The organism is Winogradskyella pacifica (assembly GCF_013403915.1).
Taxonomy (GTDB): domain Bacteria; phylum Bacteroidota; class Bacteroidia; order Flavobacteriales; family Flavobacteriaceae; genus Winogradskyella; species Winogradskyella pacifica.
This window is the reverse complement of sequence record NZ_JABFDI010000016.1, coordinates 1-15,456: the sequence shown is the minus strand read 5'-3', so window position 1 is coordinate 15,456 and position 15,456 is coordinate 1. Positions and strand designations below refer to the sequence as shown.

The following is a 15,456-nucleotide window of genomic DNA, read 5'->3' as shown; positions in this document are numbered from 1 at the left end:
TGTTGAAATTTATTTAATTTCCTTTTTTATAATCTGCTAAGAACTTTTCTAAACCACTATCTGTTAGTGGATGTCTAAGTAATCCGGTGATAGAACTTAACGGTCCTGTCATAACATCTGCACCTAATTTAGCGCAATCTATAACGTGCATTGTATGACGTACAGAAGCTGCTAATATTTGTGTTTCAAAAGAATAGTTATCATAGATATGACGAATCTCAGCGATAAGGTTTAAACCATCTGTAGAGATATCATCTAAACGACCAATAAAAGGAGATACATATGTTGCACCTGCTTTAGCCGCTAATAATGCCTGACCAGGAGAGAATACTAAGGTTACGTTTGTTTTAATTCCTCTATCCGAAAAATACTTACACGCTTTAATACCATCTTTAATCATTGGTAATTTTACCACAATCTGATCGTGTAATTCTGCTAAGGCCTCACCTTCTCTCACCATGCCATCAAAATCTGTAGAAATAACTTCTGCAGAAACATCACCTTCTACAATGTTACAGATATCCACATAATGCTTCATTATATTATCTGTTCCTGTAATGCCTTCTTTAGCCATTAATGATGGGTTTGTTGTAACACCATCTAAAATACCCATATCTTGAGCGTCTTTAATCTGCTCTAGGTTTGCTGTATCGATAAAAAATTTCATAAAACTTATTTTAAGTTGTTGTGTTTTAGTTGCCGTAAATTTACGATTTTAAGCCTACCAATACAATTTGCTTTCTATAATTTATAATGATTCATTAACAATTTCTCGTAAGCTGAATCTGGAAGAATACGTTTTAAAACAATTGAGAATTTCTGCATAAAAGCTCCGACCTTATAATGGATTTTCGGATTTTTAGTCTGAATGATTTTATAAATCGCTTCTGCCATTTGTTTCGGATCACTACCACCATCCACATGCTCGTCCATCATACTTAAAGTTTTTCCGTACGTTGCTTTATAAGGAGAATCTTCTAAAGCAGGCGCATGATAACGACCAGCAGCTATATTGGTGGCAAAATCACCAGGAGCCACATTAGTCATGTTAATATGAAACCCTTTTAATTCCATTCTAAAGGCTTCAGTTATTAACTCCAACGCTCCTTTACTTGCACTATACACACCTCTATATGGTAAACCCATATAACCAGCAATTGAGGTCACATTAATAATTAAACCAGAATTTTGCGCTCTCATCGTTGGCAAAACAGCCTTAATCATATTTATGGGGCCAAATAAATTAGTTTCAAAATTGCGCTTAATTTCTACATCAGGAATCTCTTCTATTGGCCCTGTAATTCCTGCACCTGCATTATTTAAAAGTACATCAATTCGAGATTCGTGAGTTAGGATTTCTGCAACACAATTAGAAATCGTTTCAGGCTTTGTAACATCTAAAGCTACAATAGGAAATTTACTATTCGGATACCTATCAGGATTCCTGCTTGTGCCATAAACTTTAAATCCTTTGGTTTGAAGAAATTCACCAACAGATTTTCCTATTCCTGAAGAACCACCTGTTATTAATACAACTTTAGACATACTATTTTTTTAATTATAATATCGAAAATACAAATTCTGAAATTAGCAAATATATTATATGAAGCTAATTGAGATGAGAACCTATATAAACTGAAAAAATCTCGATTCGCCGAAGCGTTCAAGATTTGAGTTTAGGGTACAAAAAAAGGCAAGCTACCTACATCACACCGCTACGACCATTTACCTTTGCTGCGTTCCCGCCCTGGAGGATTCAACAGGAGCTGGTTGTGTAGGACTTGCCAGGTGCAAAGATACAATCTTTTAATACTTACGCAATGATTTTTAAACTGAATTTTATTTAATAACTTGCTAAAAATTCAAACCAACGTTATGCACATTTCTAAATATTTCATTCTCTTATCTTTAAGTTTAATTTTATCCAATTGTGGTGAAACAAATGCGTCAAAAATTTCTAGTTTATCGATAAATACATCGGTGAAATCTTTAATGCTTGGTGATACCTTGAAGCTTTCAATAGATAATCCGAAGAATTTAGAGATCACTAACGTTAGTTATCAGCTAAATGGTAAACCGATTGAAAGTAATGGTGTTTTAGACCAGATTACTTTAGGTAAAAAAGAAATCACCGCAATAGTTAATTTTGAAGACAAAACGGAAACGATTACTAAATCCGTTCAAATTTTTAATAACATCATTCCTTCTTACTACAAGTATGAAGTTATAAACACATACCCTCACGATATTACATCTTATACGCAAGGTTTAGAATTCTACAATGGTGAGTTATATGAAAGTACGGGGCAGCGAAAAGAATCAAAACTTAGAAAAGTAAATTTTGAAACTGGAGAAGTCTTAAAAAATATTAATTTAGAAGATAAATATTTTGGAGAAGGTTTAACCATTTTAAATGATAACATCTATCAATTAACATGGCAAGCCCAAGTAGGTTTTGTGTACAATGTAAATACTTTTGAAAAGATAAAAACATTCAATTACGAAACTAGTAAAGAAGGTTGGGGCATTTGTAATGACGGCAAAATTCTTTATAAGTCTGACGGTACAGAGAAAATCTATTTTTTAAATCCTGATGATCTTAGCGAAAAAGGCCATATTGAAGTTTATACTGAAAAAGGTGTCATCGCGAATTTAAATGAAATGGAATGGATTGAAGGTAAGATTTTCGCCAATATTTACCAACGTAACGGTGTGGTTATCATTAACCCAAAAACAGGAGGTGTAGAAGGTGTTATAGATTTTAAACCTCTAAGAAAACTAGTAACACAACATCCTGAATTAGATGTTTTAAACGGTATTGCTTACCACCCAGAACGCCAAACTATTTTTGTAACAGGAAAAAACTGGGACAAGCTTTTTGAGGTTAAAATAATGAAACAATAATAGCACTGTGCACGTATTCGAAAAAACCATTACCGTTACTGAAGACGATATAGATGATCTTAACCATGTAAACAATGTACGCTATGTGCAATGGGTTCAAGATATCGCTAAAGATCATTGGCTCGCCTATGCTACAAAAGATATTTTAGAAACCTATTCATGGTTTTTAGTGAATCATTATATAGAGTATAAAAGTCCGGCTTTACTTGGAGATCAACTTTTATTAAAGACGTATGTTCCAAAAGTCGCAGGTGTCAGCACCATTAGACATGTCGAAATCACCAATATAAAAAACCAACAGTTAATTGTAAGCTCTAAAGCAAAATGGTGTCTGATGGATTCTCATACACAGCGTCCTACACGTATCCCACCAGAAATCGGAGAACTTTTCAATTAACATTTTATTAGGTTAAAGTTTTTTTAAAACGCAGAGTCCTTTCAACTTAAAGACTTTACTTTAACGCACCAATCAAATCAAGCATGCGTAAAATTACTATTCTATTCTTTTTATTTTGTCTTCCTTTTATACACTTTGCCCAAACTTTAAATGGAAAAGTATATGATGCTAGCGGAACCGTTAAAAATGTAAAAGTCTTTAATAAAACACAGAACCGAGTTACGGTAACAAATAACAACGGTAATTTTAGCCTCGAAGCTAAAGTGACGGATACCATTTCTATCGAGTCCGTATTCTATCACCCAAAAACTATTGCCTTGCAAGCGTATCATTTTGATGGCACAGCTGTTTTTGAACTTAAAGAAATACTTACAGAACTCGATGAAGTTGAAGTCAAAGCAGAACCTGAGCAACCCGTTTTTGTAGAAGAAACATACAATACGGAACTTAAAAATATAATTCAGGAAGACATAAAAAATCATCCTGAGAAATACAAACCTGCAGGGGCTACTTACGGTCCAGATCTCTTTGCTATTATTGGCTTAGTTGCTAATCTTCTAAAAAAGAAAGATAAATACAATGCACCAACCTATCAACCGATTACTTATACCCAAATGGATTCGTTATTTAGTGAGAGTTCATTTTTTAATACACAATTACTAACTGATAATTTAAAGATTCCGGAAGACAAGAAATATCTATTTTTTGATTATTGCGATGCTAAACAAATAAGTTCGGAAATGCTTAAAGAAGAAAACAAAATGCTGTTCTTAGAAGAGTTGGTCGTTAGCAGTCAGTTATTCTTAATTCTATTAGATGAATATGGTGATAAGAGCGTTAAGCAAAATAAGAATTAACCGCTCACTTTGCTGACAAGGCAGGAGTCTCATATGTTATAGAAGTGGATTCTTGCTTTCGCAGGAAAGACAATCTTTACATATTTATACTTATCTATAATAAATCCTAACTTCAAAAGTTATATTTTTAAGCCTTAATTATATTTATTACTTATGAAGCGATTGCTATCATTTTTACTTTGTTTTGGAATTTTACTATTTTGGAGTTCTTGTCGTAACGATTTTGAATTTACTCCAAGTAAAGGCCAACTAGAATTTGCAAAAGACACCATTTATTTAGATACCGTTTTTACCAATATTGGCTCTAGCACATATAATCTTAAAGTTTATAATCGCAGTGATGACGATATTGTAATTCCGACCATACAATTCGAAAATGGAGTGAATTCACGATACAGAATGAATATTGATGGCACCACAGGATTAGAAGGCACACAAGAAGGTAAATTCTTTGAAGATGTAGAATTATTAGCAAAGGATAGTTTGTTCATTTTTATTGAAACCACTATTGATATTTCAACTTTAGGTGGTTTAGAAAATCAATTTTTATATACCGACAAAATCCTCTTCGATTCAGGAAATAACCAACAAGATGTAGACGTGGTTACCTTAGTTAAAGACGCTGTTTTCATCTATCCAAGTAAAGATGACATTACAGGTATTGTTGAAACCCTAAGTTTTGACGTTGATGGTGATGGTACACCAGACGAAACCACGCTAGAAGGCCGTTTTCTCGCTGATGAAGAATTGACTTTTACCAACGAAAAACCTTATGTTATTTATGGTTATGCAGGGGTTGGTGCAGGTAAAACCTTAACCATGGAAGCCGGTGCACGTGTGCACTTTCATGCGGATTCTGGGATTATCGTCACAGATAATGGCTCATTAAACATAAATGGTGCATTAAGTACTGATCAGGAAACTTTAGAAAACGAAGTAATTTTAGAAGGTGATCGTTTAGAACCACTTTACGAAGATATTCCCGGGCAATGGGGAACTATTTGGTTGTATAATGGCAGTGAAAACAATACTATTAATTACGCCACTATAAAAAATGCGACTATTGGTGTGTTGTCTGAAGGAAATCAAGATGCCACAAACGATAAATTAACGATTACCAATTCTCAAATCTATAATGTAAGTAGTTTTGGAATATTAGGAAGAGCAACTTCTATACGAGCAGAAAATTTAGTTATTAATAATGCTGGTCAATCGTCTTTTGCTGGCACTTATGGCGGAAAATATAATTTTACACATTGTACCATTGCTAATTACTGGAATAGTAGTTTTAGACAATTCCCTGCCCTACTCTTAAATGATTTTATCGTTGACGAAAACAACACCGTGTTCACCAATGATTTAGTAGAAGCGAACTTTAATAACTGTATCATTTATGGTAACGACAATCCTGAGTTTTTACTAGAAAATGAAGGTGAAGTGTTTAATTATAAATTTACGAATTGCTTATTAAGATTTGATAATAACAATCTTGATGGACAAGGCAATTACGATTTTGAAAACCTAACATTTTACGAGAACAATCTATTTAATCAAGATCCAGATTTTGAAGATCCATTTAGTAACAAAATGCGAATTGGAGCCGATTCTGCAGCAGACGGTATTGGACTTTCTATATTCGCGAGTCAAGTTCCAAATGATATATTAAATGTAAGTAGAACAGTTGCTCCAGATGCTGGTGCTTATCAGAGTGTGGTATTTGATGAAGATTAATCTATGCTAACCAAGAAACATGTAAAATTCTTAAAAATTGTTACTGCCTTTACACTAATTCTTGGACTGTTAGCCATACATTTTTTTGTACCTCGACTTATTTCTGAAATTAAGAATCCTGTTGTTGGCTTAATAAAACGAAACAAAAATGTTAGTTTCGATGTAGCTTCAAATAACGCGTCAAAATTAAATCAAAAAGCATTCGCTTTTAACTCATTTGATGGTCTCAAATTATCCGCGCAATTAACCTATTCTAGTTTAGACTCATCAAAAGGAACCGTGATTTTATTGCACGGCATTCGTTCTAATAAAGATCAATTCAAAAATGTAATTGATTTTCTATCAGAAAACGGATTTAACGCTGTTGCCTTAGATTCACGAGCCCACGGAAAAAGCGAAGGAGATTTTTGTTCCTTTGGAGTTCATGAGAAAAAAGATGTTGCAAGCCTTATTGATTATTTATCCAAACATGAAAATCTCAGTCATTTTGGAGTTTGGGGACAATCCTTGGGTGGTGCCATTGGTTTACAAGCCATGGGCTACGATCAACGTATTAAATTCGGAATAATTGAAAGTGCATTTTCAGAATTTAGAACTATAGTTAATGATTATTTTGATCTACACGCTGGTTTTAGCTATACACCGTTTTCTAATTACCTAGTTAATAGAGCTGGACAAATTGCAGCCTTTGACTCAAACGATGCTTCACCTATTAAGTATTGTGAAACCATTAACCAACCTATACTTATAGTACATGGTAATATAGACGAGCGTATCAATATAAAATACGCTAAAGCTAATTTCTCAAAAATACCAAGTGCTAATAAGGAATTTATTGAAATTGATTCTGCAAACCATTCTAATGTTTGGAAAGTTGGAGGAGAAGCCTATTTTAATCGTGTATTAGCATTTATTAACAAACAATAAAGCTTCCAAACAATATTTTTTTCAAAATTATGGAACAATTGTTGTGCGATTTATGCAACATAAACCCTTTAAATAGATCTCATGATTTCAAAAAAAATACCAACGGTTTTATTCCTCTTCTTTTTAGTCATTAGCTCATCGCATCTAAAAGCTCAAAACTTAGAGCTTATGAACGCAAGTCTACAGCTATTAAATAGTGTAAACAGCAGTTGTAATTGTGATTGCACTGAGACCCTAAATATTAACAGCCCTTTTTTTGAAGGCCAACTGATTTTAAAAGACGAAACCGTTTATAACGGCAAAATTAGTATCAACCAACCGTATCAAAACAAGCTGATAACCATTCTAAATCTCGACAACAACTACGTCCCAATCGATAATGATTTAATTAAAGACGTTATTTTCAGACGTACTGAGAATGAAAACGAGACAGAAACCAAGTTTACAAATTTAAATAGTGATGACAGACTATATAGATTAATCTTCCAAAACGAATCCTTGGTACGTGTTTATGATTCTTCAAATGAACTATTAGATAACTCTTTAGCTGGACGCATCATAATTGAAGAAAATAATATAATAACAGACACTTGGAACTTTTGGTCTTCTAGCCCTAAGAAAGATGTGATTAATTATCTCAACAATAGAGACAACACAAATTATAAACGTCGCGATTTTGAATCTTTAAATGACCTATTTGCCAAATTATAATACATAAAAAAAAGCCTTTCAAATTAAATTAAAAGGCTTTCAATATTATATATTCAGACCTGCTAGGCCTTGTATCTTTTAAGCATTAAACAATGCACGTCCACCCATTAAAGTATTCACTTTTTCAGCAACACCTGCTAAAACCGTTTCATTGTCATGATTTTTAAGAGCTTCATCCACTAAATCTACAATGTATGGCATATCGCTTTCTTTTAAACCTCTAGTGGTTACTGCGGCAGTACCTATTCTAATTCCTGAAGTTACAAAAGGAGATTCTGTATCAAAAGGCACCATATTTTTGTTCACGGTAATGTCTGCTTTTACTAAAGCGTTTTCAGCATCTTTACCAGTAATGTTTTTATTTCTTAGATCAATTAACATCATGTGGTTATCAGTTCCACCAGAAATTAAGTTATAATCTTTAGCAACAAATGCTTTAGCCATAGCAGCTGCATTATGTTTTACTTGTAGCATATAATGCATAAAGTCATCTGTTAAGGCTTCACCAAAAGCAATAGCTTTAGCAGCGATAATGTGTTCTAATGGTCCACCTTGATTTCCAGGAAAAACAGCAGAGTCTAATAAACCAGACATTTTACGAAGTTTACCGTTCTTTAAAGTAACTCCGAATGGGTTATCAATATTTTCACCCATCATAATCATACCACCTCTTGGTCCTCTTAAAGTTTTATGAGTTGTTGTCGTCACCACATGGCAATGCGGCATTGGATCATTTAAAATCCCTTTAGCAATTAATCCTGCAGGATGTGAAATATCCGCTAGTAAAACAGCACCAACACTATCCGCTACTTCTCTAAACTTCGCAAAATCCATATCACGAGAATAGGCAGAAGCACCAGCAATTATTAATTTAGGTTTCTCTTTTTGCGCCTGATCAGCTAACATATCGTAATCAATAAGTCCCGTATCTTTCTTTACACCATAAAATGTAGGACGGTATAATTTACCCGAAAAATTAACAGGAGATCCGTGAGTTAAATGTCCACCATGAGACAAATCAAATCCTAAAATAGTATCACCAGGACTTAAACACGCGTGATATACAGCAGTGTTTGCCTGACTTCCAGAATGGGGTTGTACATTAACATATGCAGCACCAAATAAAGTTTTAGCGCGATCGATTGCAATCTGCTCAACCTCATCAACAACCTCACAACCACCATAGTAGCGTTTACCAGGATAACCTTCGGCATATTTATTAGTCAATACAGAACCTGCAGCTTCCATCACCTGGTCGCTAACAAAATTTTCTGATGCTATTAATTCTATGCCATCAATCTGGCGTTCTCTTTCGGCTTTAATAAGTTCAAATATTTGTTCGTCGCGTTGCATAAATAATGTGTTTGTTAAATCGATACAAAAATAGTGAATACATTAGTTTAAATATCAAAAATTATGTAGGTTTGAATGAATTTAATGAACAATTAATCAACAATAACTCTATGCCATTATCAGCTAACAATCCAGATCGTACCTCATGGCTACATGTCGGTAAAAACTCAGATTTTCCAATTCAGAACATTCCTTTTGGTGTTTTCTTAACTAGAGATGACATTATAACGATTGGAACGCGAATTGGTGATACGGCGATTGACCTTGGTGCTTTACACCAATTGGGTTATTTTGAAGGGATTCCGTTAACGGATGATATCTTTCTTCAAGATACATTGAACGATTTTATTGCAGATGGTAGAAAAACTTGGCGTTTAGTTAGAAACAGAATCGCTCAGATTTTTGATGCTGAAAATGAGACCTTAAAAAATAACAATCCACATAAAGAAACGATATTGTTTCGTTTAGATGAAATTGAAATGCAGTTACCAATACATGTTGGTGATTACACCGATTTCTACGCTAGCAAGGAGCATGCTACAAATGTTGGTACCATGTTTAGAGATCCTGACAATGCATTATTGCCAAATTGGGTACATATGCCAGTTGGGTATCATGGACGTAGCTCTTCGATTATTCCTTCGGGAATTCCGATTCATCGTCCACAAGGACAAACCTTACCAGAAGGTGCTGAAAAACCTGTTTTTGGTCCATCAAAATTAGTAGATTTTGAACTGGAAATGGCTTTTATTACAACAGACGCTAATGATTTAGGCGAACCTATTCCTATTGAAGAAACTGAAGAGTATATCTTTGGCTTAGTATTATTTAATGATTGGTCTGCAAGAGATATTCAGAAGTGGGAATACGTACCATTAGGACCATTTTTAGGAAAAAGTTTTGCATCATCAATGTCTCCATGGATTGTGACTTTAGATGCTTTAGAACCGTTTAGAACAGAAAGCCCTAAGCAAAACCCTAAACCTTTAGACTATTTACAAACTAAAGGAAAAAAGAGTTTTGATATTAATTTAGAAGTGGGTATTCAGCCCAAAGGTGCGAAAGAAGCCGTGGTTAGTAAATCTAATTTCAAGTATATGTATTGGAATATGGCTCAGCAATTAGCACATCATACAGTTAATGGTTGTCCTATTAATTCAGGTGATGTTATGGGAAGTGGGACCATTTCTGGACCAACACCAGATTCTTATGGATCTATGTTAGAATTGTCTTGGAAAGGTAGCAAACCTTTAAAAATGAAAGATGGCACAGAACGTAAATTTATTAATGATTACGATACTGTAATTATGAGAGGTTACTGTGAAAATGATGGTACACGAATAGGTTTTGGTTCTGTAAAAACACAGTTATTACCTATTTTTAACCCGAAGAAAAAGAAGTAATTATACATTTATTTATATTAAAAGAAGACTAAAGTTGAATTGCTTTAGTCTTCTTTTTTTGCTTTAAATTGAACACTTTAAACTGACTCTAAAAAGGAGCTTCACAACTAAAACTTACCCATTCGCGTTTCACAGGATGCTCAAAACTTAATGTTTCGGCATGAAGATGTAATCGATTAGAAGGCATCCCATATAAATCATCACCAATTATGGGCATATTTAACCCTTTATGATGCGCTGCATGCACCCGTAATTGATGTGTTCTTCCTGAAATCGGATAAAAATGAATTCTGGTTTTATGATCGGTAACCTCAACAATCTCATAAGTCGTGGTAGCTTTTTTACCGTGTTCATAACAAACTAATTGTCTTGGCCTGTTATTTAAATCTACTCTTAGAGGTAAATCGATTGTCCCTTTTGTTGTTTCTAAAGTGCCATCTAACACCGCAACATATCGCTTTTTTATGGTGCGATTAATAAACTGTTTCTGAAGTTTTTTGTGCGTTCGTTCATTTTTAGCTACTAGTAATAATCCAGAAGTAGACATATCTAAACGATGTAGTAATAAAGGGCCTGTTGCATTTGGTAAATACGTTTGCATTCGTGTTAAAACGGAATCTTTAATCGTTTTTCCTGGAACTGATAAAAACTCATGTGGTTTGTTAAGAACTAATAGAAAATCGTCTTCGTAAATAATCTCTAGGTCTCCATCAAACTTACCAGCAGATTCTATAGGATTAGGTTCAACATCTAAACCTTGCATCATATGACCTAAAATGGGTTCGCACCGACTACGACAAGAGGGGTAAAATTGTCCATGCTTTCTAACTTCTGCTGTTGGAGAAATTCCCCAATAAAATTCCGCCATAGCGATAGGCTTCAAATTATGTTCGTAGGCATACTGAAACAATTTAGGTGCAGCACACTCTCCTGCTGCAACAGGTGGTTTACCTAGATCTGTAGCATTAAAAATGGTAATTAAATCTTTCGTTTCACCCTTAGCATTTAAGAATTTATATTGCTCGTGAATTTGCTTTTGTAAACGCGCTGAAAGTGTTTTCCGTTCTAATTTTAAATTTTCAATTGGTTGAATTAACTCGGCTAAACGTTCCTCTGCCTTAATTACGTCTGCTTCTATGCTTAACTTTAAGTATTTTAAATCAATATTATTCTGAATGCTTTCTTGCTTCAGTTTTTCAAAAAACACTTCCTTTTCTAAATTAGAAAGTTTATGCTCTGCCTCTACCCTACGCTGTCTTCTGAATTGCTTTTCAACTTTTGCTTTCGTTTTAAAATCTTCAAGTTTTTGGGTGGTTTCAAATTTTTTCTGTTCTAAATCTAATTGGGCTTTTTCTAATTCCAGATTTTGTTCTAACCTTTCAATTTTAGCAGTCAAGTTATTTACATGTGTTTCATTTTTCTTGTAAAAACCATCGTTATTCAATGTATCATAAACCGGTGGTATAAATCCTTCAATATGATTACTTTTTGCTAATTTCCCTGAGAATGCAGTGATATAACCTAGTTGCCCTTTCTCAGTTTCAACAATCATAACACCAAACATCTTACCGATACTTAAACCTTTCTTGCCGTCGACTAGACCAAAATTGTGTTCAAAATCTGTTTGAAAACTTAGATACGCTTTAACCTCATCTGCCGCAGCAATACAAAGTGAATGTGGAGTGTAATAAAACGGAAAGGTAAATTGTTTAGGAAGTGCTTCCGAAAAATGAGATTCTAGAGTATGAAAACATCCGTTTTCTTTATGAAACATGGGTCTTTTATTGATTTGTAAAGAAACAAAAATCTTTAATGTCAATCCGCAAGATTCTAATTTTTTTTGGATTTGTAAAGAGGTGTAGTTGCATTGCAAAAGCCTTTCTGTTCATTAATTTATCTTAAAAGCTTTCTAGATAAAAATCATTCTAAGTCTCAAAAGTTTTTTTACTTTGGCATTATAATTGGAATTACAGATTTATAACCACAAAAAACACAAGATTATGAAAAAATTTTTACTCTTATTAGTCCTTGTTACGGTACTCGTATCTTGTAGTGCCAAAAAACAAATTGAAAGCGCCATTAGCCAAGGAAATTATGATCAGGCTATTTCTGACGCTTTAGAAAAATTAGAAAACAATAAAGATAAAAAAAGCAAACAAGATTATATTGTGATGCTCGAGGATGCCTACAATAAAGTTTTAGAGCAGGATTTACAGACTATTAAACATTTTAAAAAAGATGGTAATCCTGAGCAATATAAAACCATTTATGAAATCTATTCGGATTTAGAAGCTAGGCAAGCTGCTATTAAACGTGTTATGCCTTTACAAATAGATGGTAAAACTGTAAATTTTAAGTTTAAGGATTACAATACAAAACTTATTGATTACAGATATAAAACTTCTGATTATTTAATTAATCAAGGCATAGCGCTTTTAGATTCTAATGATAAGTATAATGCAAGAGAAGCACATGATATCTTTAGTTATATAGAACGTATCAATCCCAATTTTGAAGAAAACAGAAGCTTAATTACTGAAGCGCATCAAAAAGGAATGGATTATATATATGTTTCTATTCAAAACCACACGCAACAAATTATTCCGCAACAATTAGAAGCTGAATTATTAGATTTTAATACTTATGGCTTAAATCAATTCTGGACAACCTATCATGCTAATACAGATAAAGCTATTAATTATGATTTTGCGATGCAATTACAATTAAAGCAAATAAATGTATCGCCAGAACGTATTAACGAACGTCAAGTGTTAAGAGAACAAAATATTGTAGACGGTTGGAAATATGATCTAGACAGAGCCGGAAATGTAAAAAAAGATAGTCTTGGTAATGATATAAAGGTTGATAAAATTATAAACGTAAAAGCGCGCCTTTTTGAAGTTGTACAAACTAAATCAGCTCAAGTTATTGCTGATGTGGTTTATACAGATTTAAAACAAAACCAAATTATTGATACATTTACAATAGATAGTGGCTATATTTTTGAAAATATTTTTGGAACCTTCGAAGGTGATAAACGCGCATTAAAGAATAATGATAGAAACCTTATATTACAAAGACAAGTTCTGTTTCCAAGTGATGAACAGATGGTGTATGATACAGGAGAAGATCTTAAATTAAAACTAAAAAATATAATTAGTTCTTATAGTGTTAGGAGAAGTTAACACCTTTTTCTAGTTCAAAATAAAACTCTCATACAAGCAAATGAATGCTTGCTATGAGAGTTTTTTTATACTTTACTTCCAAAATTCTATAAAATTGAAAGCCTCTAGGTTTACAATTCAATCCTCCAATACTTTATAAACAACTTAATTTCAAGGATTTCGTTTAAAGAAGATTTTTACCTGTTAACGATTTTATAGAAGTCTAAACAATTTTTAAATTTATATTTGTTTATCCCTAGATAGTTAATAGCAATTGTAAAATAAAAGTCTAATTATTAAACTTTTACACGATGTGTATTGTAGTAAATTAAGAACAAACACTGCTATAGCAAACGATAACTAAAATGCTTTAAATATTTGATGGTTTTAAAAGACAGAACAGTTTAACCTTATGAAAAACGATGTCTTTTAAGAATAAAAACCTAAAAAGCATAATTTTTATATAAAAACAATTATCGTATTTTATAGCTAGAATAAACAATAACAAAGAGTTACACCACTAGTAAAACTTAGTAATGACGTGATTTTGTTATGACTTACTCATGACTTAACACTACATTATAATGCGCTTTACCGTATTTTAATTACACTTTATCGATTATTTTATTTGAGGATTTGAATATAAAATCTATATTTGCTCATCCCTCTTAGCGAAATAATTATTTTACTTTATAAAATAACGAGCTAAACATTACTCCCTAATAATGTTTTGTTTTTTAAACACTAAATATTGTTGTTATGAAAAATCATTACTTAAAGGTTTTAACTCATGTTACGTCTTTAGCTTTGTTGCTTTTTATTTTTAGTTTTTCGCTGAGCTTAAATGCGCAAACCGAGTTTATGACAACTTGGAAAACGGATAATCTAGCTACGTCGAATGAAACTTTACGAATTAAAGAAGAATCTACTCATAACGATTTATTTGCTAGCGCAGGGTATTTTGGTGTTGACGAAAGTTATCTAGTAAGTACTTTAAAAAGGAATGAACCATTACAACTAGAAATTAATCATAGCACATCAAGCATATTCGCTCTTACAGATTGTACGTCCTCATTCTCTATAAATGTAGCCCCTGGTACTTGCGGTGCTGTAGTGACTTATACTAGTCCTACCTCTAATATTGGTTCACAGCACGCACATAGAACTACAGGACTGCCTTCGGGCGCTACTTTTCCTATTGGAGTTACAATCATTACATTTGAAGAGCATGACTCAGGACATACTCCTACTGGGAGTATTTGTACTTTTACAATAACAGTTGTAGATAATGAAAAACCTACAGCTTCTAATCCTGCAGATATAAATGTGCAATGTTTAGGTGATGTGCCTGCTGCTGATATTACTGTAGTGACGGATGAAGCCGATAACTGTGGAACACCATCAGTTGCTTTTGTGAGTCAAACGGCAGATCCTGCTATCAATAACGGAACGATTACCAGAACCTATTCGGTAACTGACACTAGTGGTAATTCTATTAATGTATACCAAGATATTGTTATCCTTGATAATACAGACCCAACAGCGTCTAATCCTGCAGATATTAACGTGCAATGTTTAGGTGATGTGCCTGCTGCTGATATTACTGTAGTGACGGATGAAGCCGATAACTGTGGAACACCATCAGTTGCTTTTGTGAGTCAAACGGCAGATCCTGCTATTAATAACGGAACGATTACTAGAACCTATTCTGTAACTGACACTAATGGTAATTCTATTAATGTATACCAAGATATTGCTATTCTTGATAATACAGACCCAACAGCATCTAATCCTGCAGATATTAATGTGCAATGTTTAGGTGATGTGCCTGCTGCTGATATTACTGTGGTAAACGATGAAGCTGATAACTGTGGTACTCCGACTGTGTCTTTTGTTAATCAAACTGCAGATCCTGCTATTAATAACGGAACCATTACTAGAACCTATTCTGTAACTGACACTAATGGTAATTCTATTAATGTATACCAAGATATTGTTATCCTTGATAA

At 33.4% G+C, this 15,456-nt stretch carries 13 protein-coding genes and 1 other RNA gene; 9 read left to right on the top strand and 5 right to left on the bottom strand.

What is annotated here, in order from left to right; all coding sequences use genetic code 11:
* Window positions 1–13: 13 nt before the first annotated feature.
* From fsa to ffs, 3 genes are all read right to left on the bottom strand, one after another.
* A complete protein-coding gene (fsa, locus tag HM984_RS13610; protein WP_115811896.1) occupies window positions 14–667 on the bottom strand; it encodes a fructose-6-phosphate aldolase in 654 nt (217 codons plus the stop codon).
* Window positions 668–741: 74 nt separating this feature from the next.
* Window positions 742–1,545, bottom strand: a complete 804-nt coding sequence (locus HM984_RS13605; RefSeq protein WP_179349536.1) for an SDR family oxidoreductase — start codon at window positions 1,543–1,545, stop codon at window positions 742–744.
* 143 nt (window positions 1,546–1,688) lie between these two features.
* An RNA gene (gene ffs / locus HM984_RS13600) (signal recognition particle sRNA small type) lies at window positions 1,689–1,787 on the bottom strand.
* 88 nt (window positions 1,788–1,875) lie between these two features.
* Here ffs and HM984_RS13595 point away from each other — a divergent pair.
* From HM984_RS13595 to HM984_RS13570, 6 genes are all read left to right on the top strand, one after another.
* Complete coding sequence (locus tag HM984_RS13595) at window positions 1,876–2,904, top strand: glutaminyl-peptide cyclotransferase (RefSeq protein ID WP_179349535.1); 1,029 nt, start codon at window positions 1,876–1,878, stop codon at window positions 2,902–2,904.
* Between the two features lie 7 nt (window positions 2,905–2,911).
* Window positions 2,912–3,301, top strand: a complete 390-nt coding sequence (locus HM984_RS13590; RefSeq protein ID WP_179349534.1) for an acyl-CoA thioesterase — start codon at window positions 2,912–2,914, stop codon at window positions 3,299–3,301.
* Between the two features lie 83 nt (window positions 3,302–3,384).
* Window positions 3,385–4,158, top strand: coding sequence for a carboxypeptidase-like regulatory domain-containing protein (locus HM984_RS13585; RefSeq protein ID WP_179349533.1), 774 nt, complete (start codon window positions 3,385–3,387; stop codon window positions 4,156–4,158).
* 153 nt (window positions 4,159–4,311) lie between these two features.
* Window positions 4,312–5,889 carry a right-handed parallel beta-helix repeat-containing protein gene (locus HM984_RS13580; RefSeq protein ID WP_179349532.1) on the top strand — a complete coding sequence of 526 codons (1,578 nt, stop codon included), beginning with the start codon at window positions 4,312–4,314 and terminating at the stop codon, window positions 5,887–5,889.
* A gap of 3 nt (window positions 5,890–5,892) precedes the next feature.
* Complete coding sequence (locus HM984_RS13575; RefSeq protein WP_179349531.1) at window positions 5,893–6,816, top strand: alpha/beta hydrolase; 924 nt, start codon at window positions 5,893–5,895, stop codon at window positions 6,814–6,816.
* Between the two features lie 81 nt (window positions 6,817–6,897).
* Window positions 6,898–7,527: a hypothetical protein gene (locus HM984_RS13570; protein WP_115811908.1), complete on the top strand. Its 630-nt coding sequence runs from the start codon at window positions 6,898–6,900 to the stop codon at window positions 7,525–7,527.
* A 78-nt stretch (window positions 7,528–7,605) separates the two neighbouring features.
* Here HM984_RS13570 and glyA read toward each other — a convergent pair whose 3' ends face one another.
* A complete protein-coding gene (glyA, locus tag HM984_RS13565) occupies window positions 7,606–8,880 on the bottom strand; it encodes a serine hydroxymethyltransferase (protein WP_115811910.1) in 1,275 nt (424 codons plus the stop codon).
* A 110-nt stretch (window positions 8,881–8,990) separates the two neighbouring features.
* Here glyA and fahA point away from each other — a divergent pair, with 110 nt between their 5' ends.
* Complete coding sequence (gene fahA / locus HM984_RS13560; protein ID WP_115812061.1) at window positions 8,991–10,283, top strand: fumarylacetoacetase; 1,293 nt, start codon at window positions 8,991–8,993, stop codon at window positions 10,281–10,283.
* 88 nt (window positions 10,284–10,371) lie between these two features.
* On the opposite strand, the gene HM984_RS13555 is transcribed toward fahA, so the two are convergent.
* Complete coding sequence (locus HM984_RS13555; RefSeq protein ID WP_179349530.1) at window positions 10,372–12,057, bottom strand: RluA family pseudouridine synthase; 1,686 nt, start codon at window positions 12,055–12,057, stop codon at window positions 10,372–10,374.
* A gap of 226 nt (window positions 12,058–12,283) precedes the next feature.
* Here HM984_RS13555 and HM984_RS13550 point away from each other — a divergent pair, with 226 nt between their 5' ends.
* Together HM984_RS13550 and HM984_RS13545 are read left to right on the top strand one after the other, a co-directional pair.
* Window positions 12,284–13,468 (top strand): hypothetical protein, encoded by a 1,185-nt coding sequence (locus HM984_RS13550; protein WP_218845054.1) that lies wholly within the window; start codon window positions 12,284–12,286, stop codon window positions 13,466–13,468.
* A 738-nt stretch (window positions 13,469–14,206) separates the two neighbouring features.
* Window positions 14,207–15,456: HYR-like domain-containing protein (locus HM984_RS13545; protein WP_179349529.1), on the top strand; the 1,250-nt coding region annotated here is incomplete at its 3' end.

Bases quoted from the DNA above. Each gene is read 5' to 3' on its own strand.
- fahA (WP_115812061.1), top strand. From the start codon at position 8,991: ATGCCATTATCAGCTAACAATCCAGATCGTACCTCATGGCTACATGTC.
- HM984_RS13555 (WP_179349530.1), bottom strand. From the start codon at position 12,057: ATGTTTCATAAAGAAAACGGATGTTTTCATACTCTAGAATCTCATTTT.
- HM984_RS13580 (WP_179349532.1), top strand. From the start codon at position 4,312: ATGAAGCGATTGCTATCATTTTTACTTTGTTTTGGAATTTTACTATTT.
- fsa (WP_115811896.1), bottom strand. From the start codon at position 667: ATGAAATTTTTTATCGATACAGCAAACCTAGAGCAGATTAAAGACGCT.
- HM984_RS13585 (WP_179349533.1), top strand. From the start codon at position 3,385: ATGCGTAAAATTACTATTCTATTCTTTTTATTTTGTCTTCCTTTTATA.
- HM984_RS13605 (WP_179349536.1), bottom strand. From the start codon at position 1,545: ATGTCTAAAGTTGTATTAATAACAGGTGGTTCTTCAGGAATAGGAAAA.
- glyA (WP_115811910.1), bottom strand. From the start codon at position 8,880: ATGCAACGCGACGAACAAATATTTGAACTTATTAAAGCCGAAAGAGAA.
- HM984_RS13550 (WP_218845054.1), top strand. From the start codon at position 12,284: ATGAAAAAATTTTTACTCTTATTAGTCCTTGTTACGGTACTCGTATCT.
- HM984_RS13595 (WP_179349535.1), top strand. From the start codon at position 1,876: ATGCACATTTCTAAATATTTCATTCTCTTATCTTTAAGTTTAATTTTA.
- HM984_RS13575 (WP_179349531.1), top strand. From the start codon at position 5,893: ATGCTAACCAAGAAACATGTAAAATTCTTAAAAATTGTTACTGCCTTT.
- HM984_RS13570 (WP_115811908.1), top strand. From the start codon at position 6,898: ATGATTTCAAAAAAAATACCAACGGTTTTATTCCTCTTCTTTTTAGTC.